This is a genomic window from Methanobacterium bryantii (genome assembly GCF_002287175.1).
Classification (GTDB): domain Archaea; phylum Methanobacteriota; class Methanobacteria; order Methanobacteriales; family Methanobacteriaceae; genus Methanobacterium_D; species Methanobacterium_D bryantii.
Genome location: NZ_LMVM01000001.1, coordinates 503,992 through 530,592 on the forward strand (window position 1 = coordinate 503,992; position 26,601 = coordinate 530,592).

Consider the following 26,601-nt stretch of genomic DNA (forward strand, 5'->3'; position numbering starts at 1 on the left):
AAATGCAAACAGATGAATCACAATCAACATTAAATTCTCCACTTGGAGATGATAAGACAAAAGGAGTTAATCTGATAACTGGGGACCCAAGAAAGGCAATAATCAAACTTTCAGGTCCTATGATCATTTCAATGCTTCTAATGACCTTTTACAACCTGGTCAACGCAATTTGGGTTGCGGGTCTGGGGGGAGATGCTCTAGCAGCAGTTGGATTTGTAACACCATTGTATCTGGTACTTGTTGGTCTCAGTAATGGTCTTGGTGCCGGTGCAGCATCTGCAATAGCACGTTATATAGGGGCGGATAACAAAAAATGCGCAAACAATGCCACATTGCATTCATTGTTCATTACAGTAGGTATTTCAATTATTCTAACCGTGCTGCTTATTGTATTCCTTAAACCTATACTCATGCTTCTTGGCGCGGGAAATACAATAGATCTTGCAGTCCAGTTTGGACAGGTCACTTTTGCAGGAACTATTTTAATGCTCTTTACAGGTGTAGGCTATGGAGTACTCCGTGCAGAGGGAGATGCCAAAAGGACAATGTATGCAATGATAATATCTTCAGTTATGAACATGATCCTTGACCCTATACTTATTTACTGGGCAGGTTTGGGTATTTCAGGAGCGGCATGGGGTACAGTCATATCTATGGGATTTGTATCTGTTGTTCTGCTTTACTGGTTCTTTGTAAAAAAGGATACTTATGTTTCCTTTTCAATTAAAGATTTTATGCCGGATAAAATAGTCGCCAAAAGTATTTTAGGCGTTGGTCTACCTGCAAGTGCTGAGTTTCTTATAATGTCAATTTTAGCAGGTATAGTAAACGGTTTGCTGGTTGTAGTTGCAGGAACAGATGCAGTTGCAGTTTATTCTGCAGGCTGGAGAGTTGTGATGATGGCTACAATGCCCATAATTGCTGTGGGGACATCTGTAATTACAGTTGCCGGTGTTTCATACGGGGCCAGAAAGTATGAAAACATTTCCATAGCCCATAAGTACTCTATAAAGGTGGGGCTTATTATAGCGGCAGCTACAAGTGTCCTGACATTTGTATTCGCTCCTTATATTGCCATGATATTTGCATATACTCCTCAAAGTGCTTCTCTGGCACCTACAATTGCAGCATTCCTTCAGGTGATGTGTTTCTTCTACATCTTCATGCCTCCGGGAGTGATGTCCAGCTCAACATTCCAGGGCGTAGGTAAGGGAATGACATCCCTCATGCTGACATTGCTTCGAAACCTGGTTTTTATTGCAATATTTGCATACATATTCGCGATATTCTTTGGTCTAGGAGAATATGGAGTATGGTGGGGAATTGTTGCAGGGGATATTCTCGGAGGTATAGTTGCATACGTATGGGCGCGTACTTACATCCGCAGGTTGCAGAGCATTGAAAACCCTGATTAAAAGATACTGTAAATTAAACAGATAATTTGATGGACATCTAACAAAAGTTATTTGTAATCAGATACTCTTTTTTATTTATTTTTAAAATAAGTGTTAAATAAAGCTCATGTTTATTTAAAAGTGTATAGTAAAATAAGCTTAGATTTAAAATGATTTATGATAAAAGGAATATATAAAATCACTTTTGAAATATTTAATTTTCAAAATTACTGCCTTTGGATTCTTTTATAAACCAGATCATTAGGCCTTACTTTATCTTTAACTTTTATACCTACGTTTTGACTTTTCTGAACCTCGGTTATATCTTTACCATCAATCTGTATTGATTCAACCTTTTGAATTAAAGATCCTGTTGTTTTTCCTTCTATTATGATTTCATCTCCAACCTCCAGATCATCCCAGAGCCTGATTTCAGCTGCAGATACATTTTTATAATAATTTACAACGGAACCAATGTCTTTTTTAATATGTGTTGATTCATTGTACCTGCTGGTTTTATAAGGAGTTTTAAAGTAAAATCCAGTATCAAAACCTCTATTAAACACTTTTTTAAGTTCTTCAATCCAGTTTTCATCAAATTTCCACGAACCACTTTCATAGCTGGTGATAGCTTCTCGATAAGCTTTGGTAACTGTTGCAACATAATCTGCAGGTCTAGCTCTTCCTTCTATTTTAAATACATCAATTCCCGCTTCAATAAGTTCGGGGATATGTTCTATTGTGCAGAGGTCTTTAGGACTTAAGATATGGCTTTCATTTTCATTTTGAAGAAGTTTAAACTCATTTCCATCTTCAGATGTAAGTTTCCATTCTTTTCTACAGGGCTGTAAGCATTCACCACAGTTTGCGCTTTTGTCGTAAAGATGCGAGCTTAAAAAACATCTTCCAGAAACCGCAACGCACATAGCCCCGTGTATAAATGTTTCTATCTCTAGATTAGTGTTTTCTTTAATTTCCCTAATTTCTTCAAGTGATAACTCCCTTGAAAGGACAACACGTTTAACTCCAAGCTCTTCAAGTAAATTAAGGGATTCAAAATTAGAAACATTGGCTTGTATGCTCATGTGTGCTTCTATATTGTTTTCCCGAGCAATTTTAAGTGCACCAAGATCAGAAACGATTAATGCGTCTACTTCATAATGATAAATAGTAGGGATAATTTTTTTTAAATAGGATATGTCCTTATTTTTCATTATCGTGTTTGTGCAGAGGTATATCTTTTTATCTGCATCGTGACATATTTCTACTGCTTCTTTGAGGTCGTGAACTGTAAAATTTTTAACATTTGCCCTCATATTGCATCCTTCAATGCCTACATAAACAGAGTCTGCACTGTTTGAAATTGCTGCATTCAATGCCTGGAAATCTCGTGCAGGTGAAAGTAGTTCTACTATTTTCATCACCAGTGTAATTTTTTGTTAATTTATTTTTAGATTCCACTATTAAAAAAATAGTTCTGCATAAAAAGTAAAATAAAATAAATTTAAGTTAAAATATTAAAAAGTTGTAAATTCAGCAGGTACAGCGCCTTGCTTCATATTCTTTAATATTATCAGGTAATCTTGTTGGATATTCACATGTAAGGCATCCAAGGCAGAGCTGATCTCTTTTTATACCTATACAGTCAACCAGTGCATCTACACTTAAATAACCAAGAGAATCTACGCCTAAAGTTTTTCTTATTTCCTCTACTTCTTTATCAGATGCTATTAATTCCCTTTTGGTTGCCATTGCAATTCCATAATAACATGGTGAAATTATAGGTGGACATCCTACTCTTAAATGAATTTCTTTAACTCCTGCTTCCCGTAATATGTTAACCAGAGCTTTAGATGTCGTACCTCTTACAATACTGTCGTCTATAAGAACTATTTTTTTACCTTCCAGTTCTGTTTTAACAGGGTTCATTTTTAACCTTACGGAAGTTTCACGTTCTTCTTGAGTTGGCATAATAAAAGTTCTGCCTATATAACGGTTTTTTATAAGCCCTTCACCATAAGGTAATCCAGATTCTCTGGAATAGCCTATAGCTGCAGTTATTGCTGAGTCAGGCACAGGCATTACAACATCTGCTTCTGCAGGAAATTCCTTTGCAAGTGCTTTTCCAATCTTTAACCTTACATCATAGACATATCTATCATCAAGTATGCTGTCTGGACGTGCAAAGTAAACATATTCAAACATGCAGTGCGCTTGTTTGCATGACTCGGCTGTTGGCATTTTGAAACTTTTTATTTCATCATTTATAAGCATTATTTCTCCTGGCTTTACCGCACGGATGTACTCTCCTCCTACTACATCAAAGGCAACTGTTTCGGATGCAACAAGAGTTATATCGTCAACTTTTCCTAGTGAAAGAGGTTTAATTCCAATTGGATCTCTTACAACAATCAGATCATTGTTAAATAATATAACCAGTGAATAAGAGCCTATCAAACGTTTAGAAACTTCTTGAACAGCTTTTATTATGTCTCCAGTTTTGTGATATTTTTTAATAAGCAGGTGGCATAAAACTTCAGAATCAGTGGTGGATTTAAATTCGTAGCCCTGCTCTTCTAATTCCTTTCTCAGTTCCATTGAATTGATGATATCGCCATTATGGGCAACTGCAATGGTTCCCATATCAAACTCGCTGAAAAAAGGTTGTGAATTTTCTATTCTTGATTTACCTGTAGTTGAATATCTCACATGCCCTATTCCGACATAGCCTTCAAGTCCTTCAATATTTCCATTGTTAAATACATCACAGACAAGTCCCATGCCTCTATATGTGCTCATTTTTTCCCCATTGTGCACTGATATACCTGCAGATTCCTGTCCTCTATGTTGTAATGCATAAAGACCATAATAGATAGGTCTTGAGATATTATTTGATTTTTTGTGAGAATAAGCCCCTACAATACCGCATTTATCTCGCAATTTTAATTCTCCTGATTTTCTCTAGATAATTCTTTAAGTGAAAATAAATTTATTTAGGGTTTGATTTAATATATCTTTTTTTTAGACACTTCAAATTAAATCTTTCCTTTGTCAAACTCTTCTTTTAGTTCTTCGATTTTAGAATCATAAAAAATTAGGACTACTCTGATTATTTTAAGCCATTCAACAGCATCTTTCTTAGATAATGCAACAATTCGGTCCTGGCCGACTATTACATTTTCTGGCTTAAATTCATTACTTATAAAATAAATCTGTTCTTTATTTTCTAACTTTTCATCAAAAACTTCTTTCCATAACTCATTAATAGAGAATGCTTCAAATAATTCTTTATTTTGAACTTCGTCGTACTCATGCTTCATTGAATTAAATCCAATTTGCAGTGAGTTGTATTTATTTTCTAAACTTTCCAGTTCTTCATTTAATTTAGTATCTGTATCCTGCAGATTTTGATTTTCAGTGGAAAGTTCACTATTCAATGCTTCTAAATCTTTAATTTTTGTGGATAAATCTTTAATAGTTTTTTCATATTCTTTTAATTTATCCTGTAATTCTCTAAATAATTTAATATTAGCTATAGAAATTAATCCTGACCTTATTATAGCATTTTTAATCTCAGTTTGTATAAGATAAGGATCCATATACTCGACGTCATGACCAAACGGAAGTTTCATCCGTTCTATATGTCCCACGTCATCTTTCAGGATCTTTTGGAACTTTTCTGCAAGTTCTCGTCCTGGGGCATCAACATCAGTTGCAATTAAAACAATATCTGCTCCTTTTACAGCTTTTTTTGCTATTACGGAGCTTGTTGTAGGAATTATAGAGGATATGGTAATGTGGTATTCAGCCCCTAAAGCTATATTTTTCATAGCTTTAGATACGCTTTCCACATCTGATGCACCTTCTACAATTATCCGTACATCAATCGGATTTTTAATATCCATCTATTTCAACCTATATCCTGTAATTTTTTTATTCTGCCAGTTGTAGCTTCTGATTTTGCTGGATCTGCCGAAACCACATGCTGCACAGTATTTTTTCCTTGCATGATAGGAATTTTTACCACATCTTCTACATCTTATGTGGGTCTTTTTGTTACGCTTACCAAATGATGGCGTTCCCTTCATTTATTAATCCTCCTTAATTATGTTAATATTGTATCAAAATTCGATCTTTAAAATTAGATATCAAAAGTAGTTTGTTATCTAAATTTTAGATTTATCCTGGAGATATATAAACTATATTGTCTCCTCTTATAAGCACGACGCCTAATCTTCGGGATGATTCCCCGTTTTCTAATTCTTCAGCATCATTTAATACTAAGTTCATGTGCATGTCAAAACTTTTTAAAACTCCTCTAAATTCTCTTCCGCCTTTAAGCTTGATTAATACTTGGGAGTTTAATGATTTACCTAACGCGTCAAGTGGTCTTGAAACATTCACATTCTTTTGTACACTCACAATTATCACCTTTCCTATAACTTCATTGTTGGTGTGATTTATATTTAAATGTATCCTTCATTAATTATAAAGTATAACATGGACTTTGGTCATAAGTCAACAAAATATCCATCATTTTACTTCAATATTTTTTGAAATAGATTTTTTTAAAACAAACCATATATCCATTAAATGGAATGGTAGTGATGGTTAGTATGTATTTTTTGGTATTTAATTATATTTAAGTCTTAAATAGAATACTATTTTAATGAAGTTACACATGCCAGTATCTAAATTTTATATAATTTTAAATTATGGTATTTTAAAAATAGATACTGACCTATATAATCACATGATGAATTTGATCACCGTTAATATTATAATGTTTAGATTAAATTTAAAGATAACTAACTTATTAACTTTAAGGTTATTGTAAATCCATTCAAAATATTTTTTAGAATATATTAGATTATATTGTCTAAAATAAAATAATTCTAAAAATTAAAGAATTTAAATCATTTCGGTTTAAAAATTAAACATTACAATTTAAATAGTGTTAGATAAAGATATAAATAGATTTAATCAGGTGTTTAAAATTGAAAATCCGGAAAAGATACTATCTTCAAAAAAAGAAATTAAAGAAAGTAAAAAAGGAGCTTGGAGATTATTCCACATTAATTTCTCCAAAAAGTAAAGTTGAAATTCTTGAAAGCGACCTTTATGATATAATACTGATTGACGGCAAGCCGTTAATCATGATGATCGATGAAGTCCCTTTTCCAACAATTAAAGGGGCACTAGAGCTTGAACTCACTAAAAAATATGTTGTAGTGGATATGGGTGCTGTTAAATTCGTTGCAAAGGGTGCAGATGTAATGAGTCCAGGCATTGTTGGTGCTGATCCAGATATAATGGAAGGCGATTTTGTTATTATAATTGAGGAAACACATAGAAAACCTCTTGCAATAGGAAAAGCACTTATTTCTGGCCAGGAAATGGTGGAACAAAATGAAGGAAAAGCGGTAAGCGCGATCCATTATATCGGCGACAAATTGTGGAATCTGGTCATATAAACTATTTAGATCATAAATGGTTATGCAACTTTAAAAGTGAGTAATTATGGAACTTAGATACTCGTCAGGGAACGTTATATCTCCAGAGGTGCATGAGATTGGGATTCTTGCAGTTGGGTCTCACCTTGAAAATCATGGTGCTGCACTTCCCATAGATACTGATTCTAAAATTGCAGCATATCTTGCCCTTCAAGCATCTTTAATAAGCGGTGCAAAATTCTTAGGGATACTGCATGCCGCAACAGAATACGATTACGTTAAACATGGTATCCACATAGATGCCCAAAAATTAGCAGAAGATCAACTGCTTCTGGTACTTGAAAGTGCAAAAAAATACTTGAATATCAAAAAAGTTGTTCTGGTTAATGGTCATGGGGGCAATATTCCATTAATTGATCATATAGAAGAGATTGAAAAAGAGTTAAAACTTAAAATAGTTTTTAATAATAAAATAGTGGAAATTGAAGGTCCACATGCAGGAACAGGTGAACTTTCAATGGGAAGCATTTTAAAAATAGCTGATGAATCAAAGTTACCAGAGCACTGTGATTTCAAAAAATACCCTGAAGTAGGCATGGTTGGCCTAAAAGAAGCGAGAATTGTCAACGAAGGGATAAATGATGGTGCAAGAGCTGTTGAAAAAGAAGGGGTATGTATAGATGTGGAGTTAGGTAAACAGCTGCTTGATATTGCTGTTGAAGATATAATGGGAGATATTAAAAAACTGGTAAATGATTAACTTATTTTAAGATAGCTCAGTCCTGGTCCTTTGCAAACTACACTTATGTTAAATTGCAGTAATGAAAAATCCAGGATTTTTCACAGCATTGTAAATATGGAGTTTAGGGTGTACTTTAAAAGAATTAAACTTCTGAAAATTAATTTTCAATAGTTTTTATAAGCCTCGAACACTCATTTGCTATTTTTTGGTTTTTAAACGCATTTGCAATTCTTCTTATGGCTTCCAGCGTTCTTATCACTGAATCAAGCCATGAAAATATATCCCCTGCGTATGAATGTATTTGATATTTCTTTAAGAGCTTTTTACTGATATCAACAGGGTCTTTATGGAGCATTCTCTGTTTTAAAATTCGCCTGGAAAGTTCTTCCTGGAAACAGTTGCAGAACGGCCTGTCCTGACATTTGCAGGACATGAATTCAATTTGCATATTTATCAGAGCGTCTTGAAGGCTGGGTTCAAGCTTTGATAATGTTTCTCCCGAAGACAGTATGTCCAGCGTGGAATCAGCGAATAATCTTGCAGATAAGTTGATATTAAGTGCCTTACCTAATCTTCTATTTAACCTGTTTGACATGTAGGCATTTTCAAAAGGATCAAGCTTTACTGCGATTTCCAAGGGATCTACACGTCTTTTATTCTTTTTAGAATAGTTTTTGGGATTTATACTTTTTCTTATGTATTCTGCAGCTTTTAAATCCATGAAAGATACAGAAACTGCTTTTCCATAACTTGTTGAAGATAATTCACTGTTTTTCTCTTTTACCAGGCCGGCATCATGTATAACATCATATGCTTCTTCTATACCTAATGGAAGATCAAAATTTTTGTAGGCATTTTGAAGTTCCTTAAAGGTATGTACTCTTCCAGAGCATATATCTGCTAAGCATTGTTCTAATACATCGTCTTCATCGTACTGCACATATATGGGATCGACATCACTTTCAAGCAAGCTTACGGCCTGCATATCTTCTGTTTCTTCCCCATATTTCCTCCCTACTTCTGGTATTAGGTATACTTTTCCAATATCGTGATAAGTTGGCCTTCCTGCCCTTCCAAGCATCTGTGAAAACTCATTATTGGACAGCCATTTATTTCCCATTAGTAGTGCCTCAAATATAACCTGTGAAGCTGGAAAATCCACACCTGCAGCAAGTGCAGCGGTTGTTACAACGGTTGAAATCTTTTGATTTGCAAAATCTTTTTCTATCTTGCTCTTTTTTGAATATGAAAGCCCTGCATGATATGCGGCTGCTTTAATATTTCTTTTTGTCAGATAATCTGCAATGGAATGTGTTTTTCTCCTTGAATTTGTAAATATGATGGTTTGCCCATGGAATCCTTTTTTAGAGACATTTTTATATTCGGCTCTTGCAAGTTTGGTCATTATATCTGTTTTTTCATATTCTGACTTTGCAAATATCAAGTGTCTTTCTAAAGGAACGGGGCGCCTGTCGTATTCAACAAGCTTCATCAAGAATTCCTTTGCAATCTCTTGAGGATTTTGAACTGTTGCAGAAAGCCCAATAATCTGTATATCTTTAAATAGGGACTTTAATCTTTTTATAAGTCCATTTAGCCGAGGGCCACGCTCTTTATCATCAAGCATGTGTATTTCGTCAATTACAACGGTACCAAGCTCTCCAAAATCTCCTGATTTTCCAGAACGCAGCAGAAAATCAAGCCCTTCGTAGGTACCGACAATAATATCTGCATTTTTTACATCATCATCTGGAAGTTTGAGCTCTTCTTTTGCTTTTATTCTGCTCATACCTACTTTTATGGCGACTTTTAGCCCTAATTTCCCGTATTTTTTCTTGAAATCTCTGTATTTTTGGTTTGCAAGTGCTACGAGCGGTGTTAAAAAAATGAATTTTTTACCTTTCATTGCGTTTGGTACGCCTGCAATTTCACCAATTAAAGTCTTTCCACTTGCAGTCGCTGATACAACAAGCAGATTTTCCCCTTTAAGAAGTCCATTTTGTAAAGCCAGAGATTGTACAGGCAGTAAGTATTTGCCATGGAGTTTTAATATCTTTTTAAATTCATCGGGTATTTTTATCTTATCTATTTCCATTTTGGGGGTGTTATCCTTACCAACTACAATTTTATCAAATAAAGTTAGGTTTGGATTCTTCACGGGGTTGAATTTAGGATCAAAAATGCTTAAAACTTTATCAAGATCACCAGTTTCATCTAGCATTCTCTTAAAATTATTAAATGTGCTTAAACTAAGGCCTTTGTACTTTATTTCACGTTTAATCTCTTCTTCAGCACATAATTTACATATGTACTCTTTATTAGATAAATAAGCAGAATTTCTATTTATGACAGTTATGTATCCCTCCAGAGTACAGTGCCTGCAGATAAGTGTTTTTTTAAAGTCAATGTTAAGAGAATCTAACATTTCTTCTATTTCTTCGTCTCCATCGATTAAATAAACGTTCTGCTTTTTTAAAATTTTCATAGCTTCACTTGGAGGAAAAAGGGACTCTTTATCCCCTTTTTTCACTATAAATTTGTAAGGCCGTATCTGGTTATTGGTTCGTTTAAGCCTTAAATATCCATAAAAAAGAGGTTTTCTCCTTGAATTTAATGCTCCTTTTGAGCTTCCAATGGGAAATAACTCCACAATTTTCTTATTACGCCTTAAAATTATCATGATTATCTACCAATTTAAGAAATACTCATGTCTATGACATGCGCATTAAATATACTTCATGTTAAATTGTATTTTGGATATAAATATAGTTTAATTCATATATGAAACTAGCAAAAATTATATTTTTGCTTGCCCGAAAAATCGTAGATTTTTCGTCGGCTTACAAAAATCTGTCAAAAATCACAGATTTTTGAGAGCTCCAAACTTGAAGGGTTTGAGAGATTTTGCTAACATTTTTCTCTGGTTTTCAGATTTGCGGTTCGGAAATTTGCGTTACCTCCATACAAAATCTCTGATTTTACAATCTCCTGGACATGAGCATTAAAAATAGAATTCTTATAATAATGGGATCATAAAAAGATAGGTCTTTATTATTTATAAATTCTGTGAATTCTAAAAATGTATATTTAGCATCAAAATATTTAAATAATGTCTGTAACTCATTGGATGAGGTTAACAGATTATAACTGCATTTAAAACAAATTCTATCTAAAGCTTAATTAATTCCACCATGTGTTATTTTTAGTTGAATTTTTAGTTGAATTTTTAGTTGAATTACTGGTATTATTTACTGGAGTTGAATTGGTGGAATTAGTGATATTGTAATATTGTTTCATGAGATGAACTGGTTCAAAGGAAGGATCACCTATAGTTGAGATTTGTTCATTATTATTTGAAGCAATCATAGAAGGTAATATGCCTGATGTGATGTCATTACCTGAATTTAATGCGTTTGCACATGATCCAAACCCGAATGCGATTAAAGATATCATTAAAACTATAAAAAGCTTCCCTGCTTTTCTTGGATTCATAGAAACTCCTCATTGGAATATTTTTACACTGTTAATATTAAATTTATTTTGAGATTTATAAAACTATCTAATTAATCTAAACGTGGCGAATTAAATTAAAATTTGTATCAAAAAGTTGGATTTAATAAATTCGATTTACAGGAGAGTAATAGTCTAATTTACATTCATATCTATGATCATGTGTACGAATTATACTTTTGTGTTAAAGGATAGTGTTGGACTTGCTAATATAAAGTATTTAAGAGTTAATATGCTATTTACACGGCCTTCGGGGCATGAGAGTTAAAATCAAATGGTTAAAATTAGAATAGTTAACTAAAATCATTTGCGCAGATTGTAGTAAACCCTGTAACTAAAAAGGGCATCAGGATTAACAGTACCGTAGATGCGATAGTTGAACTGGAAGAAAAATATGTAACTGCAACACTTAATGGGATGATTCCATCTCTCATACTGCTTGAGTATAAAAATGGGATGCTGTCTTTAGATGTCTTAAACAGCTTACCTAAAAGGTAGCCAGATCTGACATAATATTTTGTTTCTTTTGGGATTTTAAATGTATTGTATTCATATTAGTAAATTTAGTAAATTTGAATAATATGAAAATACAAAATAGTACTAGAATAAAAATTGTAAAATTTTTAAATGCTCCTATAAATGATGATTTAATTTATGAGGAAATGAAAAGGTGAAAACATTGGCAGATAGACTCGTTAAAGTGTTGTTAATAGAAGATAACGACGCAGATGCAAGATTTATAAGCGAGATGTTTAAGGATATAAAAACAAAAAAATATGAATTATCATGGGCTAAAAGGCTTGATGAAGGGTTTAAATTTTTAGCTGGTGATTCATTTGATGTTCTACTTTTAGATCTTAGTTTACCAGATAGTATGGGCCTTGAAACTTTTGAGAGAGCGCATGAATATGAACCTGAACTACCAATTGTTATTTTAAGTGGTTTAGATGATGAAGAGGTTGCAGTTAGGGCTGTAAGGGAAGGTGCACAGGATTACCTGATGAAAGGAGAAGTCAGTGCTAGATTACTTTCGAGAGCTATTAGCTATGCAATTGAACGCCATAATGCTGAAAAAGAACTGGTAGAAAGCCGAAATGACCTTATAAGTTTAATTAATAATTACACAACAGAATTAAAGGAAAGGGGCGTTAAAGAAGCAGAAGATATGCATAAAAGCTTAGAAACAAAAATTGCAAATTTTGAAGAGTTAAAAAAATCTAATATTGATGTAAAAGCAGCTAAAGATGGAGCTGGCAACATACAACTTCTCAATGAAAGGGTTCCAAAAAGTTTGTGGTTACAGGTTGCTGGAGACTTTAAAACCCCTGAAAAAAAGTTATCTGTGGATGAAAAGAATATTAAACTTGAATCAGCTGAGGCAAATGACCTTGAAAATCTGGTGGAATTTATTAAGGAATTAGGAGAAAGGGGATATTTTGCAGAAGAACACTACGTCGTGGATCTTGGAATGGGTTCAAGTTTCCAATAGCTAAACTTTTATTAAAATAAAATTTGTTTTCATTATCTTTTATTTCATATAAGAAAATTTAGATGACATGCCGGCTAGGATAGTCCATTGTCTTGTCATGTACTCTTTTTCAGGTGATATGTTGTAGTTATACGTATCTATTAAAGATTTAACACTGAAATTATTAGTTTTATATGCCGATTTAACAGCTTCTGCTGCAGCATATCCGCTGGCTAATGCACTTGATATTCCTTCTCCAATAGGATTAAGGAAGTTTGCTGCTTCTCCAGCAAATAAAATTCTGCCCGTCCCTAAATTAACTGGACATCCTGACGTAACACCAGGCATTATTCCAACTTCTTCTTTAACACATGATTCTATTTTGGCATTGAACTGCGAATTAAGAAATGAAAGAAATCTTGAATGGTACATTTTCATTAATGCTGGTTCTTTGACACCTACCCCTAAAATTAAAAGATCATCTTTAACATTGAACCACGCATCATACTGGGAAAGTTGAGGATCCAAAAACGCATGAAAGAAGTCATGGTCTAAATCAATAGTACCTCTACAAAAGGTTTGATAGGTGAAAACATAGTTTTTTGGCTTTTTAAATAAATCCCTTTTAATATTACTGTCTGCCCCATCGCATGCCACAACAATTCTGGCTTTTTCTTCATATATTTCACTATCATGAAGCTTTACTGATACATAATCATGTTTTTCTGCACAAGCAATAGCTGAAGTTGATTGTCTAAGTTCAGCACCTGCATTTTGAGCTTTTAAAGCAAGCCATTCGTCAAATAGGCTCCTCCATACATTCAAACCATCGCTTTCAAACTTGAATGTTTGGCCCTTTTCGTTGGTAATGACAATGCCTTTACTTATATTGGGTTTACATAAAACTGAATCTGGTATTTTTCCGAATTCGTTTTTTATCACCTTAATAGATTTTTTAATCAGGATACCCGAACATGATTTTTCTCGGGGGATACTCATTCTTTCAACCAGCAGAACACCATAACCTGCATCAGCCAACCTTTTCGCCGCCATACAACCAGCAGGGCCTGCACCTATTACCATTACGTCGTACATTTAAATTTTTTCCTCCTAAAAGTAAAAATAGGGGTTATATCTTTTAGAAATTATGTCCTCATTAAATAAGCGTTGGATTCTGGTATTCACAGGGAACTGCTGTCTGACATTTACCACAGCCATATCTTGGTTTATTTAACTTAAGCATCTTATCAAGGAATTTAGAACAAGATTCAGCATTTTTACCCTTTTTAGTGATAGCTAAGGGAGGGCAACGGTCAATACATTCCCCACACTTAGTACAGTACTCATCTATTTCTTGATATGGCCTGGAATTGGGTTCAAATTCAAGGTCTGTGATGACGCTGCCAAAACGACCTGCCGACCCTAAATTGGTAATTAGAGAATAATTCAAGCTAAATGTTCCAAGGCCCGCAATAAAAGCAGCATGACGTTCTGACCAGTTACTTACATGATTAGCAACTGTAAGACGTTCGTCTAAAGCTGGAGCAACTGCTTTTCCTCCAGCAGTTTCAATTAGTCTAACAATTAGTTTCCGTAATGTATTGTTAAATATTTCGCCTTCACAACGCCCATAAAGCCATTCTTTAGATGGCAGACCTTTTGATCTGTTAGAACTGCGTACATGTTCTGTAAATGGCAAAAAATATGAAATTATAGATTTTGCTCCAGATAACCATTCATCAGGTGTTAAATGATCTGGTCCAATTACATTAGGTTCTTTTAATTTTTCCCAAAGTGGATCAGACGCGCTTGCAACGCCCATCAGCGGTTGATCCCATATCTGCATCATATCAAGTTCTTCAACAAAATTCTGAGGGTTATTTTGAATAAATTTTGCCATATTTTCTTTAATAGTATTTAATAACATTTGATCGACCTGATAAAGAGTTAATATCAATATTTATTTTTATTGTTTTCTATAAAGTTTGAATTAGGCATTTTAAACATGTGAAAATAAGGTTTAAAATGCAGTTTAAAAAATTAAAAGGAGATTAGTTTTTAATTAAAAAGATATTTTAAGTAGAGTTTATTCTACTGTTACACATTTGGCCAGATTTTTAGGCTTATCTGGGTCTATACCCTTCATAACACTGATGTAATATGATAAAAGTTGTAGAGGAATGACATATGGTATAGCTGAAAATATTTCATTAATCTCATCGTCAAATTCAATCATATCCATGGTCTCTGATCTTAAATCTTCATCTTTTGATGATCCAAGACCAATAACACGAGCACCTCTTGCATTTACTTCTTCAACATTACTTAATGTTTTATCATGGCTTTTACCTGGAGGTACTATTGCAACAACAGGAATGCCATCATCAATAAGTGCGAGTGGGCCATGTTTTAATTCACCTGACGCGTAACCCTCTGCGTGAATATAAGTTATTTCTTTAAGTTTTAAAGCACCTTCTAAAGCTGTTGGATATGAAAATCCTCGTCCAATAAAGAAGAAATCTCTAGCATCTTTATATTTGCATGCTATTTTCTTAATGAAGTCTTCATTCTCAAGTATTGATTCCATATAATCTGGAATACTTTCTAACTTTTCTAAAAGTTCCATCCTCCCGCTCATGCAGATTGCAAGAAGATAGATGGATGTGAGCTGACTTATATATGTTTTAGTTGCTGCTACACCTATTTCAGGCCCCGCCCTTGTGTATACAACATATTCTGCTTCTCTGGTTACTGTACTTCCGACCACATTTACAATGGCAAGTGTTTTGGCTTTGTGATTAACAAGTCTTAAAGCTTTAAGAGTATCTGCAGTTTCTCCAGATTGTGTTATAACAATTACAAGTGTATTTTCATCCAGCGTTTCTGCAGAATATTCGAATTCAGAAGCTAAGGTAACATCTGTTGAAATTCCAACCAGATTTTCGAATAGATATTTACCAATTAAAGATGCATGGTATGATGTTCCGCAAGCTACGAAACATATTCTATTAAATTTAGGGAAACTCTGGACAATTTTTTTAATTTCAGATGCTTCACGAAGGGTATTTTTAACTGCTTTTGGTTGTTCGTGAATTTCTTTTAACATGAAGTGATCGTAACCACCTTTTTCAGCCATATCAGGGGTCCACTCAATGACGAAAATTTCTTTTTCAATTACTTTGCCTTCAGGATCTTTTATTGTGATCCCATCATCACTTAAAATAACCATTTCGTTATCTTCAAGATAAATAACTTTATTGGTATGTTTTAATATGGCAGGGACGTCTGATGCTATAAAATATTCACCTGTGCCCTTTCCTACTATAAGCGGACTCTCTTTTCTTGCACCTACAACTTTATTTGGTTCATCACGGGATATAGCTGCCAGAGCATATGAACCTTTAAGATCTCCAATTGCAAGTCTTGTTGCATCCTCTAAATTGTTTCCCTGCTCCATATATTTTTCTATAAGGTGAGGTATAACTTCAGTATCGGTTTCGGACTTAAATATATGTCCTTCTTTTTCTAACTGGCTTTTTAATTCTTTATAATTTTCAATTATTCCGTTATGGACTACAGCTATCCTGTTTTTACAGTCAGTATGTGGATGGGCATTTTCTTTTGTAGGTAATCCATGGGTGGCCCACCTGACGTGAGCTATTCCCATTTCTCCAGGAAGGTCGGTTAATTTTAGATTTGCCTGGACATCATCGATTTTTCCCTTGTCTTTTTTAATAGTTATATCGCTTCCAGATGTTGCAATGCCTATAGAATCATAGCCTCTATATTCAAGCCTTTTTACACATTCTAAAAGTACAGGCGCAGCCTTTTCATTGTTTAATATACATCCTATTATCCCGCACATAAATTTCACCAAAAGGTGTCATATGAGTATTAATTATATTCTATTTTATTATTAATTGTGTTTCATCAATTTTTATAATTTTAAAATTATAATAACTTTATTATAATTCCTATCTCATATAAATGAGTAACATTCTTTTATTTTTTTAAGTTTTGCATCAATTTTATAATCTTAAAATTACAACATATTACAACATCACTAATTGGAATTTATATCTATATAAATATTTGATACTAAATATAAGAAATGGAGTTTAACATGACTATCGAAATTGGAACCCTAATATATCAAGGTAAAGCCAAAGGCGTATATGAAACTGATGACCCTCAGAAAGTTGTTGTAGAATTTAGAGATGATATAACAGCTGGAAATGGGGCTAAAAAAGATAATTTAAGCGAAAAAGGATTCTGGAATTCAATAATTTCTGCAAAACTTTTTGAAATACTTGAAGAGGCTAGAATCAGAACCCAGTATGTAGAACTTATAAAACCAGGACTTATGTTATCAAAAAAACTTGAAATGATCCCTCTGGAAGTGATCACACGAAATATAGCGGCTGGAAGTCTTCTAAAAAGATATCCTTTTGAACCTAAACAGACTTTTGAGCCTCCAATAATACAGATAGACTATAAAAGCGATGAATATGGAGACCCAATGTTAAATGATGACATTGCAATTGCACTCGGCCTTATAGATGAATACAGACTTAAAATTATTAAAGAGACCACTTTAAGAATAAATAAAGTGTTAAAAGATTTCTTAGAGTCTAAAGGAATTTTATTCCCTGATTTTAAAATTGAGTTTGGTTATGATGCAGATGGAAATATAGTTTTAGGAGATGAAATAAGTCCAGACACATGTAGATTCTGGGATATGGAAACATGTGATACTCTTGATAAAGATTTATTTAGACAGGGTGAGTCTGGTGTTCTTGACGCTTATAAAAAAGTTGCATCCATGATACTTGATGATGAAGATAAAGAAAAATGGAATATCTAATTATAGAATTAAGCTGAATATGGACTTTAAGTAAAATTTTCATAATAAAGTTAATAAGGATAAAATGTAATCTATGAATGAACAAACTTATTACTTTTAATTTTATTTTATTGGTGATGATATGAAGTACGATGCTGAAGTTAAAATAAGCCTTAAAAAAGGCATGTTAAATCCTGAAGCTTCAACCACACAGAGAGCTCTCGCTCTTTTAGGATATGAAGTTGAAGGAACTGCAACTATTAAAATAATTAAATTTACACTCGAAGAAGAAAATGAAAAACTTGCAATGGAAGAAGTGGACGATATGTGCCAGAGACTTCTCTGTAATCCTGTAATTCATGATTACGAAATTAATATAACTCCGAGTGATGCATAATATTGGAACAGGTATTTATAAAAATAATATAAAGAGGAAAACAATGAAAGTAGGAATTATACGCTTTCCAGGTTCAAACTGTGATAGAGATGTATTTCACGCTCTAAAAATTGCAGGAGGGGAACCTGATTACGTTTGGTGGAATCAAAAAGACTTATCTGATTTTGATGCAATTGTAATTCCTGGGGGCTTTTCTTATGGAGATTACCTGAGGGCTGGAGCAATAGCCTCAATAACTCCTGTTATAGAAGGTATAAAAGAAATAGTTAAAGAAGAAAAACCCGTCCTTGGAATTTGTAACGGAGCTCAAATACTGGCAGAAGTCGGTCTGGTACCCGGCATATTCACAAACAATGATAATGCTAAATTCATCTGCAAGCAGGTGGAATTAAAAGTTGCATCGACCCGAACTCCTTTTACAAGCATGTATAAAAAGAATGAAATAATTAACATGCCAATGGCACACGCTGAAGGCCGCTATTACAATGAGGAAATTGAAAAACTTCACGATCAGGATCAAATCGTGCTGAAATTTGAAAGAGAAAATCCAAATGGGTCTATGGAAGCTATAACGGGAGTCTGTGATGAAACAGGGCTCATATGTGCTGTGATGCCTCATCCAGAAAGGGCATCAGAAACGATTTTAGGTTCTTCAGACGGCCTTAAATTCTTTAAGGGAATAGTTAATTTTAAATCATAGGATAATTCATAGAATTATCCAATTATTAATTCTTTTATAATTTAAACGGTGAACACATGGTAGTTTATTTAGTAGGTGCGGGTCCAGGAGATCCCGAACTTATCACTCTCAAAGCAGTAAACATGTTACAAAAAGCGGATGCTGTACTGTACGACAAACTTGCAAATGAGGAAATATTAAAATATGCAGAAGGCGCAAAACTGATATATGTAGGAAAACAAGCAGGGCATCATTACAAATCTCAAGATGAAATCAACAAGCTCCTTGTTGAAGAAGCAAAAGAAAATGATGTAGTTGTACGTCTTAAAGGTGGAGACCCTTTTGTATTTGGAAGAGGGGGCGAGGAAATTCTGGCCCTTGTAGAAGAAGGAATTGATTTTGAGTTAGTTCCAGGTGTAACTTCTGCTATAGGAGTACCCACAACAATAGGACTTCCAGTTACTCATAGAGGTGTTGCAACTTCGTTTACAGTTGTTACAGGTCATGAAGACCCAACAAAATGTAAGAAGCAGGTAGGATGGGACTTTAAAGCTGATACAATTGTAATACTTATGGGTATTGGAAATTTAGCTGAAAATACAGCTGAAATTATGAAACATAAGGATCCTGAAACTCCAGTTTGTGTAATTGAAAACGGCACAATGGAAGGCCAAAGGATAATAACAGGCACACTGGAAAACATAACTGAAAAGGATATTAAACCTCCTGCTTTAGTGGTTATTGGAAATGTTGTCAATGTTTTTAAAGAAATGAATCAAATCAGTAACTGATCTATTAAGAAGGCAATATCATGAAGGGATTAGAAGGTAAAAAAATTGTTATAACAAGACCTGCTGAAAGGGCTAAAGACTCAGTTGAAATGGTAAAATCTTATGGAGCAGTTCCAATTGTAACTCCTACAATTGAACTAAAAGATTCCAAGCCGGAAGAAGTGATAAAATTATGTAATATGATAAATGAACTTGACTGGCTCATATTCACGTCTCCAAGGGCTATAAAATCATTTTTTAAACACTGCAGTCTTGAAGGTGCTGAAAATTTAAAGATCGCGACTATAGGTCCTAAAACTGAAGAGGTTTTAAACGAATACAATGTAAAAGCGGATCTTATCCCTGATAATTATACTGCAGAAGGACTTCTGGAAGCATTTGAAAAATTTGATGTTAAAGGCATGAAAATGGGGCTTCCAAGGACCATGGTTGCAAGATACACACTTCCACATGGGCTTGAGGACAGAGGGGCGCAGGTTTTCCTTGCAGACGCATATAAGTCAGAGATGCCTGATGATAAATCAAAGATTTATGAGCTTATAGATGACATATTGAATAAAGATATAGATGTTGTAATGTTTACAAGCCCTTTAACAGTTAAAAATCTTATTAAAATTGCTAAAGAGGAAGACAAGGCAGAAATTTTAGATATATTCAGGAATAATGAAGTTTTAGTTGCAGCAATTGGCCCTATAACCAAAAAGGTGCTGGATGCATATAAAATTAATCCCATAATGCCTGAAGTGTACACATTTAAAAATATGCTGGATAAACTGGTAGATGTGATGAATGATTAAATCCAAGTGGGGAAACTGATGAGAACAATAATATGGCCGGCTTATATTGATTCGGAGAGGACAAAAAAAGATGGAAGACGTATTTCTAAAGAAGATGCAGTATCTGCTCCAAAAATAAGGGAAATTAACAAAGCTGCACAGAAACTCCATCTTAACCCTGAAGTTGAAAAATATAAATCTTATTCTAGATCATGGTGGGAATCATCTGGTAGAGTGATTGTAGATAAGAGCAACACTAAAAAAGAAACACTGATTAAAATAAGTAACATGATAAAGGGAATGAGGTCTTAATTAATATTTTAATGAAGTTAAGACATATAATTTCATAATTTAAGTTTAGTTTATAATTTTTAATTTCATTTGTTTTTAATTATATGCGATTGAATATGATAAATTAAATTTTCACTGGAGCTAAAAACGAAATGGAAATCAATAAACAGGATCAAATGAACCTTGCGTTTTCAAAGGCTCATGAAATGGTCCAGAATGCTGAAGATATCAAGATATACAGCCACATTGACTGCGATGGAATAACCGCAGGTGCAATATTATCTTCCATGCTTGATAATCTAGAGAAAGACCATGAAGTTGAATTCGTGACTCTGGATAAAATAGATGGCCTTGAACTTGAGAATGAACTTACCATATTTTCGGATTTGGGCTCTGGACAAAATGTGGACAAATTAGGAAATGGTTCATCTAATGTACTTATTTTAGACCACCACCCTCCTTTAAGGCCAATGGGTTTTGACAACCATGTGTCGGGTCAGTTCCTGGAATTAAACTGCCATTACTATGGTATAGATGGATCACATGATGTTTCAGGTGGTGGAATGTCATATTTGCTTGCACATACATTTGGATTTGATGATCTAAGCTGGTTAGGTGTCTTAAGTGCAGTAGGAGATATGCAAAACAGCATGTCTGGAAAATTAGTGGGCTTAAATAAGGAAATTCTTGCAGCAAGTATTCAAAATAAACTTATAGCTACAAATAATGATCTTTCTATCTATGGAAGGCAGACAAGGCCAATATTTGTAGCTCTTTCATATTTTGGGGATGTTAAACTCCCTATAACAAATAGTAGGACTGAATGTATCCATATGTTGAATAAACTTGATATTCCAACTAAAAATGGTAAAAGAGCAAGAGTTTTATGTGATTTAACTCAGGAAGAAAAAGGCAAAATATTTTCAGAGTTAGTCCGGATGTTAAGTAAGGAAGTGCCTCAAAGGTACATAAAACATGTTCCAAAACTTGTTGCTGGAGAGTCTTATGACTTTTTAGGGGAGCAAAAGTATTCTCCACTTAGGGATGCCAGTGAATTTTCAACTGCAGTTAATGCTTGCAGCCGCCATAAACATCCAGAAATTGCACTCAATGTCCTGAAAGGCGATAGAAGCCTTGCACTGGACGAGATGGATCAGCTTGCGCTTGAGCACAGGAGGTATCTTGCTCAAAAAATGGAATGGGTAACGGAAGAAGACAGGATTATTTCTTTAGAAAACCTGCAGTATTTTGAGGGCAGCGAAATAAAAAGTGAAGTAATTGGGACTGTTGCTGGAATGATTTTAAGCTATGGTGACTGGAGAAAACCAATAATCGGATTTACTCCTGTTGGGGAAGATTCTGAAGGAATAAAAGTATCACTGCGTTGTTCACGTCTTTTAGCTTATGATGGAATACATTTTGGAAATATAATAAGAAAGGTGGCAGCTAAAGTCGGTGGAAACGGCGGTGGACACTCTGTTGCATGTGGGGCATATATTCCTGAAGAAAATATGGATAAATTCCTTAATGTATTTGATGAATATTTAACTGGTAAAATTTAATTTCAATTAAATATTTTTTTCTTTAAAGTTGGTATATGTACCATTTTTAATTTTTCATAATTTAATTTAATAAAAAATCTTGCCCTTGCCTTAAATGCTGTAAAAAATATAAATGAATCCTATAATTTGTAAAATGCACCATTGGCATGATAAAATAAAATAAATTTCTTTGATACTGATAGAAATATTAAAATACTTTTTTTCGTATAAATATTACTATGAATAAAGCATTCCCTAAATTTGAAAAATTTATTTTAAATTATATTAATGAAATGGGAAAAACTTCCGGTGGTTTTATTAGCATTGTTAATTCAGATACCATTGAAGATGGTAATCCAAAGATAATCGGGCAAACTGCAGAAAGCATCAGATATTCTGGAGGTTAGGCTTGAAGATATAGATTTTCAACCATATGAATATGAAAAAGGTAAGACAAAAACCTGATTAAATGAAACCCTAAATACACTTCGCGAAATGGTAAAAGAAATGGAACATGATATCTCAAGAATCAAAAGAATGTCACTGGTATATAATAACTATAACTAGGATATCATCTCTAGCTTATTCAACCATATTGAAATCTATTTGGCAGAAACATCTAGTTGAAATATATTTTTAATGTAAAATGGTAAGATTAAAGGTAGATTTAAATGTATAAAAAAATATTGTTACCCACAGATGGTTCACAGCCTGCTCTTAAAGCTGCAGAACAGGCTATATGGATTGCAGGTAAAAGTAATGCAGAACTTTTAGCATTATATGTAATTGATAATTCTTTATTTATGGGATTACCAACTGAAAAAGCAATAACGAGGGTTAAAGAAATGCTTGAAGATGAAGGGAGGAAGTCCTTTGATGCCCTCATTGATATGTCATTAAAATGCAAAGAAGAACTTAATACTGAAATAAAATTAGTTTTTATGACCAAGGAAGGTCGTCCCGCCCGTACAATTCGTAAAACAATTGAGGAGGAAGGAATTGATCTTGTTGTTATGGGGACTTCTGGAAAACATGGTATGGACAGATTTCTACTTGGAAGCGTTGCAGAAAAAGTAGTAAGAACTGCATCATCGCCGGTATTAGTAGTACGGTAAAACATATTTAAGAAATAATGGAAATACTATACTGTGGACTATTTTATATGAGGTACTTTAGACTTTTAACTTATTAAATTTAAATAATATTTAGCATAATACTTATTTATAAACAATACATTTAACGTTTGGTTATTCATGACAAACACAAGGCCCTATTTAATAAATTAGTTATATGATAATATCTTATATTCTACTTGAGAATATTTCCATGATAGATTTTAATAAGTTAGTCTTTACTATTTCAGTTCAATTTAAATCTTTAAATTAATAAATTGGTGAATAAATGAAAGTTTTCAAGAAAAAAGGAGAACTCACAAGGTTTCAGATTCTTGCAGAGATAGCCAAGCAGCAGCCCCACCTGAGGCAAAAGGACATAGCTGAAAAACTTGGAATAACTATTCAAGCAGTCTCTGAAAACATTAAAAGTTTAACTGACGATGGTTTTGTAGAAATAAGAGAGGGGACTGCAAGGTATAACATTACAAAGAGGGGAATTGAAAAGGTCAAAAAAGAAGCCACCGACCTCAGGAAGTATGCTGATGAAGTGGTAGAGACCATGAATACCTACAAGTCCATATGGCCGGCAATAGCAGAAGAAGAACTTAAAACCGGCGAGAATGTTTGGCTTAAAATGAAAGAAGGTGTTTTATACGCTACAAAAGAGGAGACACCCGCATCTGCAGAAGTGCTCAATGATGCTGCTCCTGGAGAAGACGTCGCTTTAACTAAATTAAATGGTACCATTGAACTTAAAAAAGGTACTGTAACTATAATAGAACTTCCTACCATAAACCAGGGAGGTTCAAGGGCTTCTAACACAGATAAAATCAGCGAAATTTATGAAAAAGGTTTTGACAAAGTAGGTATAATGGGGACAATTTCAAGGGCAGTTATAGAAAAAGTTGGAATTACTCCTGATTTTGAATTTGCAACTCCTCAAGCTACCATCGCTGCATCAAAAAGAGGTTTAAACGTGCTTGTTTTTGCAGTTGGTAAAATGACAAGGAGCATAACAAAAAAGCTGGATGAAGAGGGGATTAAGTATACTATCGAGGATTTTAAGAAATGATCTAGGTCACAGGGTCTGATTTATCCTTTTGATTATTTACTCTTTTTTAAGCCAGTTTAAATTAATATTACATTCTAAAAATTTAATATTAAATAGGATATAACTTTAATATGGACTGGGTTCTGATCTATGTCATCTTAAGAATACTGATTATAGTGCTTATTTTGATTATAGTATTTAGAAAACTGGTTTAAAGTCCTGCATATCTCATAAAAATTTCAACCCGCTGTGGTTGAGTTTTGCAACCACCGCATTTTCAATACTTGTATCTGGACTTTCAGAAATTGCAAAAGCTGTATTTCCTAACATGGCCATGGACGCACCTATTGTTTCTTCTTCAAGTATAACTACAGCTTCTAAAACTTCACTGCTCATAAGCATGGTTTTTTCAGCGAATTTCCGGGATAATTTCATTAAATTTTCAGGTTTTGGATCACTCGTAAGCTTAAATAACAGGTCTCTTCCGGTTGAGTTAATCCTTTCTTTATGGACCGGGTCTTCGATGATGTCTCCTGTATTTATTTCTCCAAAACATTTTGAAATAACATAAAGGTCTTCAGACTGATTTAAGAGTAATTTATCTGTTACTCCAATTCCAGGCGCGCCTTCTTTGAGCCTTAAAACAAGCCCTCCAGATAGGGCCCCTATAACATCACCTAAACCACTTTTCATTTCTACCTCTGCAAGGTGGGCAATTTGCGCGGCTTTATTAAATGTTAATGGCAAATCAAGAATTTTTGAAATTCCTAGAGATGCTCCAAGAGCAAATGATGCCGAGGTCCCAAATCCTGCCCCAATGGGCACATCCACATCGTGAGTGATTACTATTTTTTTGTTATCTAAATTATAATCTCTTTTAATGATCTCTATGGTTTTTTCAGTTATCGTAGCATTTCGCACGTCAATTTTCCCATTTATTTTTATTTGTACTCCATTTCCATCACTTATTTCTGTTTTTGTTATAACTCCTTTGTCCATAACAACTCCCGCACCGCGGGACCCTTTTTTAATGGGATTATCATTATCTCGTATCTCAAAAAAGCCTGTAATATGAGATGGAACAAATATTGAACAATTCATTTTAACACCCTTTAGATAAAAACGATTTAATTTTAATATTAAAGTTATTATTTTATTGATTTTAAAATAATGAAATCAGTGAAGTCTAAGATTTCATTTACGTGATTATCAAATATTGAAGTTGATCATGATTATCATTTTTTTTTAAATCGATAAAATCTTAAATTTTTATTTTATCACTATATTTTAATAGGCTGTTTGACAATAAAAAGATAAGGAAAATTTCAATATTAAAACAATTATAATTCAAATTTAAATATCATCTGGGAGGGAATTATATAAATAAAAGAATAGACCTTCACATGCACAGTATATTCAGCGATGGGGAACTTTTACCGTCTGAAATAGCAAGAAGAGCACATGTATTGGATCATGAAGCAATTGCAATAACTGATCACGTTGATGCGTCTAACATTGATTGTGTTAGGCGGATAAGAGATGTAATATTAGATATAAGAGAAAACTGGGACATAGAAGTCATTCCAGGGGCTGAAATAACCCATGCTCCTGCTGAAATTATAGGCAAACTTGCAAACAAGGCCAAAAAATTAGGGGCGGAAATAATAGTTGTCCACGGGGAAACCCTGATGGAGCCTGTAGTGGAAGGAACTAACTGGGCTGCAGTAAACTGCCCGGACGTGGATATACTGGCACACCCCGGATTAATAACTCCGGAAGAAGCTCAAACTGCAAAAGATAACAACATTGCACTTGAGATAAGCGCGAGGAGAGGGCATGCCCTTTCAAACGGGCACGTGGCCAAAGTAGCTATGGAAGTGGGGGCTAACCTTGTTGTAGATACAGATACCCACGCGCCTGAAGATATTATCTCTTATGAAACTGCTTATAATATAGCGAAGGGTGCGGGACTGCCTGAAAAGGAGATTTTACGGGCACTGCGGGATAACCCTCTGGAGATTTTAAGGAATAAGGGTATAGTTGAGTGAATTTTAATTTCTTTCTTTTTTTTAAATGCCTCAAAAACTCCCCTTTAACTGGAACATTGACCTATTTTTAACAAGAGTAATATTATAATATATAGAGTTCATAAAGTTTTTTTTCTTAAATTTTATTAGTGTACTGGAAATCTTTAAATGTTTTCATAATAGTTGATAAAAATTAAAATAAAATTGAATTTATAATGATCTCTCTAATCTAAATTAAAATATATAACAAATGGAAATAGTTTCAAAATTGGAATAAAGTAGATATTTAGATATTAACTGTTTGAAGATATGCAATTGTACTAGTTAAAAATTGTTGAGTATACTCAAATCTTTGGAACTCCTTAAGTTGGGAAAATGGAATTATAGTGCATATTATTTGAAAAACAAGTATTATTACAAAAAATATTGGTTTTACCAAGCATTACAATAAATTTACTCTAGTTGAAGGATATGTAAGTAAATAATTAGAATCAGCTCCAAGAAACGTTACATGATGTTTGAG

General features: G+C 33.7%; 27 protein-coding genes. 15 read left to right on the forward strand and 12 right to left on the reverse strand.

Annotated features, from left to right (window positions below; genetic code table 11):
• Positions 1-2: 2 nt before the first annotated feature.
• The gene (locus ASJ80_RS02425; RefSeq protein ID WP_069584629.1) at positions 3-1,415 is read left to right on the forward strand and encodes an MATE family efflux transporter; all 1,413 of its coding nucleotides are present in this window, start codon (positions 3-5) and stop codon (positions 1,413-1,415) included.
• Between the two features lie 206 nt (positions 1,416-1,621).
• On the opposite strand, the gene ASJ80_RS02430 is transcribed toward ASJ80_RS02425, so the two are convergent.
• From ASJ80_RS02430 to ASJ80_RS02450, 5 genes are all read right to left on the reverse strand, one after another.
• Positions 1,622-2,809 (reverse strand): peptidase U32 family protein, encoded by a 1,188-nt coding sequence (locus ASJ80_RS02430; RefSeq protein ID WP_069584686.1) that lies wholly within the window; start codon positions 2,807-2,809, stop codon positions 1,622-1,624.
• 118 nt (positions 2,810-2,927) lie between these two features.
• Positions 2,928-4,334, reverse strand: coding sequence for an amidophosphoribosyltransferase (purF, locus tag ASJ80_RS02435; protein ID WP_069584630.1), 1,407 nt, complete (start codon positions 4,332-4,334; stop codon positions 2,928-2,930).
• Between the two features lie 95 nt (positions 4,335-4,429).
• Positions 4,430-5,299, reverse strand: coding sequence for a toprim domain-containing protein (locus ASJ80_RS02440; protein ID WP_069584632.1), 870 nt, complete (start codon positions 5,297-5,299; stop codon positions 4,430-4,432).
• Positions 5,300-5,482 (reverse strand): 50S ribosomal protein L37e, encoded by a 183-nt coding sequence (locus ASJ80_RS02445; protein WP_048080616.1) that lies wholly within the window; start codon positions 5,480-5,482, stop codon positions 5,300-5,302. It lies immediately after the preceding gene.
• A gap of 91 nt (positions 5,483-5,573) precedes the next feature.
• Complete coding sequence (locus ASJ80_RS02450) at positions 5,574-5,816, reverse strand: LSm family protein (RefSeq protein WP_048080615.1); 243 nt, start codon at positions 5,814-5,816, stop codon at positions 5,574-5,576.
• A 575-nt stretch (positions 5,817-6,391) separates the two neighbouring features.
• On the opposite strand from ASJ80_RS02450, the gene ASJ80_RS02455 reads away from it, so the two are divergent.
• Both ASJ80_RS02455 and arfB read left to right on the forward strand, forming a co-directional pair.
• Complete coding sequence (locus ASJ80_RS02455) at positions 6,392-6,868, forward strand: RNA-binding protein (protein ID WP_069584634.1); 477 nt, start codon at positions 6,392-6,394, stop codon at positions 6,866-6,868.
• A gap of 43 nt (positions 6,869-6,911) precedes the next feature.
• Positions 6,912-7,607 carry a 2-amino-5-formylamino-6-ribosylaminopyrimidin-4(3H)-one 5'-monophosphate deformylase gene (gene arfB / locus ASJ80_RS02460; protein WP_069584636.1) on the forward strand — a complete coding sequence of 232 codons (696 nt, stop codon included), beginning with the start codon at positions 6,912-6,914 and terminating at the stop codon, positions 7,605-7,607.
• Between the two features lie 139 nt (positions 7,608-7,746).
• On the opposite strand, the gene ASJ80_RS02465 is transcribed toward arfB, so the two are convergent.
• The 3 genes from ASJ80_RS02465 to ASJ80_RS16785 form a co-directional block, all read right to left on the reverse strand.
• Positions 7,747-10,269 carry a DUF5814 domain-containing protein gene (locus ASJ80_RS02465; protein WP_069584638.1) on the reverse strand — a complete coding sequence of 841 codons (2,523 nt, stop codon included), beginning with the start codon at positions 10,267-10,269 and terminating at the stop codon, positions 7,747-7,749.
• 500 nt (positions 10,270-10,769) lie between these two features.
• Positions 10,770-11,081, reverse strand: a complete 312-nt coding sequence (locus tag ASJ80_RS02470; protein ID WP_069584640.1) for a hypothetical protein — start codon at positions 11,079-11,081, stop codon at positions 10,770-10,772.
• Positions 11,082-11,392: 311 nt separating this feature from the next.
• Positions 11,393-11,533, reverse strand: coding sequence for a hypothetical protein (locus ASJ80_RS16785; protein WP_176720294.1), 141 nt, complete (start codon positions 11,531-11,533; stop codon positions 11,393-11,395).
• 245 nt (positions 11,534-11,778) lie between these two features.
• Here ASJ80_RS16785 and ASJ80_RS02475 point away from each other — a divergent pair, with 245 nt between their 5' ends.
• Positions 11,779-12,588, forward strand: coding sequence for a response regulator (locus ASJ80_RS02475; protein WP_069584642.1), 810 nt, complete (start codon positions 11,779-11,781; stop codon positions 12,586-12,588).
• A 39-nt stretch (positions 12,589-12,627) separates the two neighbouring features.
• Here the strand turns inward: ASJ80_RS02475 and ASJ80_RS02480 are convergent, their stop codons facing one another.
• The 3 genes from ASJ80_RS02480 to glmS all read right to left on the reverse strand — a co-directional run bounded on the left by ASJ80_RS02480 (position 12,628) and on the right by glmS (position 16,432).
• Positions 12,628-13,662, reverse strand: coding sequence for an NAD(P)/FAD-dependent oxidoreductase (locus ASJ80_RS02480; RefSeq protein WP_069584644.1), 1,035 nt, complete (start codon positions 13,660-13,662; stop codon positions 12,628-12,630).
• Between the two features lie 61 nt (positions 13,663-13,723).
• Positions 13,724-14,494, reverse strand: coding sequence for an epoxyqueuosine reductase (locus ASJ80_RS02485; RefSeq protein ID WP_069584646.1), 771 nt, complete (start codon positions 14,492-14,494; stop codon positions 13,724-13,726).
• A 159-nt stretch (positions 14,495-14,653) separates the two neighbouring features.
• Positions 14,654-16,432, reverse strand: a complete 1,779-nt coding sequence (gene glmS / locus ASJ80_RS02490; RefSeq protein ID WP_069584648.1) for a glutamine--fructose-6-phosphate transaminase (isomerizing) — start codon at positions 16,430-16,432, stop codon at positions 14,654-14,656.
• Positions 16,433-16,690: 258 nt separating this feature from the next.
• Here glmS and purC point away from each other — a divergent pair, with 258 nt between their 5' ends.
• The 10 genes from purC to ASJ80_RS02535 all read left to right on the forward strand — a co-directional run bounded on the left by purC (position 16,691) and on the right by ASJ80_RS02535 (position 24,072).
• Entirely contained in the window at positions 16,691-17,431 is a 741-nt protein-coding gene (gene purC, locus ASJ80_RS02495; RefSeq protein WP_069584650.1) for a phosphoribosylaminoimidazolesuccinocarboxamide synthase, read from the forward strand.
• A 121-nt stretch (positions 17,432-17,552) separates the two neighbouring features.
• Entirely contained in the window at positions 17,553-17,807 is a 255-nt protein-coding gene (gene purS / locus ASJ80_RS02500) for a phosphoribosylformylglycinamidine synthase subunit PurS (protein ID WP_069584653.1), read from the forward strand.
• Between the two features lie 43 nt (positions 17,808-17,850).
• Positions 17,851-18,507 (forward strand): phosphoribosylformylglycinamidine synthase subunit PurQ, encoded by a 657-nt coding sequence (gene purQ / locus ASJ80_RS02505; protein ID WP_069584655.1) that lies wholly within the window; start codon positions 17,851-17,853, stop codon positions 18,505-18,507.
• A 56-nt stretch (positions 18,508-18,563) separates the two neighbouring features.
• Positions 18,564-19,277, forward strand: coding sequence for a uroporphyrinogen-III C-methyltransferase (gene cobA / locus ASJ80_RS02510; protein ID WP_069584657.1), 714 nt, complete (start codon positions 18,564-18,566; stop codon positions 19,275-19,277).
• Between the two features lie 20 nt (positions 19,278-19,297).
• A complete protein-coding gene (locus ASJ80_RS02515; RefSeq protein WP_069584659.1) occupies positions 19,298-20,074 on the forward strand; it encodes a uroporphyrinogen-III synthase in 777 nt (258 codons plus the stop codon).
• Between the two features lie 18 nt (positions 20,075-20,092).
• Positions 20,093-20,365, forward strand: a complete 273-nt coding sequence (locus ASJ80_RS02520) for a signal recognition particle protein Srp19 (protein ID WP_069584662.1) — start codon at positions 20,093-20,095, stop codon at positions 20,363-20,365.
• Between the two features lie 131 nt (positions 20,366-20,496).
• Positions 20,497-21,906: a single-stranded-DNA-specific exonuclease RecJ gene (recJ, locus tag ASJ80_RS02525; protein ID WP_069584664.1), complete on the forward strand. Its 1,410-nt coding sequence runs from the start codon at positions 20,497-20,499 to the stop codon at positions 21,904-21,906.
• 218 nt (positions 21,907-22,124) lie between these two features.
• Positions 22,125-22,292 carry a hypothetical protein gene (locus tag ASJ80_RS16790; RefSeq protein WP_179288724.1) on the forward strand — a complete coding sequence of 56 codons (168 nt, stop codon included), beginning with the start codon at positions 22,125-22,127 and terminating at the stop codon, positions 22,290-22,292.
• 264 nt (positions 22,293-22,556) lie between these two features.
• The gene (locus tag ASJ80_RS02530; RefSeq protein ID WP_069584666.1) at positions 22,557-23,000 is read left to right on the forward strand and encodes a universal stress protein; all 444 of its coding nucleotides are present in this window, start codon (positions 22,557-22,559) and stop codon (positions 22,998-23,000) included.
• 286 nt (positions 23,001-23,286) lie between these two features.
• Positions 23,287-24,072: a DUF7839 domain-containing protein gene (locus ASJ80_RS02535; RefSeq protein ID WP_069584668.1), complete on the forward strand. Its 786-nt coding sequence runs from the start codon at positions 23,287-23,289 to the stop codon at positions 24,070-24,072.
• Positions 24,073-24,279: 207 nt separating this feature from the next.
• Here the strand turns inward: ASJ80_RS02535 and ASJ80_RS02540 are convergent, their stop codons facing one another.
• The gene (locus ASJ80_RS02540) at positions 24,280-25,152 is read right to left on the reverse strand and encodes a pantoate kinase (protein ID WP_069584670.1); all 873 of its coding nucleotides are present in this window, start codon (positions 25,150-25,152) and stop codon (positions 24,280-24,282) included.
• A 278-nt stretch (positions 25,153-25,430) separates the two neighbouring features.
• On the opposite strand from ASJ80_RS02540, the gene ASJ80_RS02545 reads away from it, so the two are divergent.
• Positions 25,431-26,099: a histidinol phosphate phosphatase domain-containing protein gene (locus ASJ80_RS02545; protein ID WP_069584673.1), complete on the forward strand. Its 669-nt coding sequence runs from the start codon at positions 25,431-25,433 to the stop codon at positions 26,097-26,099.
• Positions 26,100-26,601 lie beyond the last annotated feature (502 nt).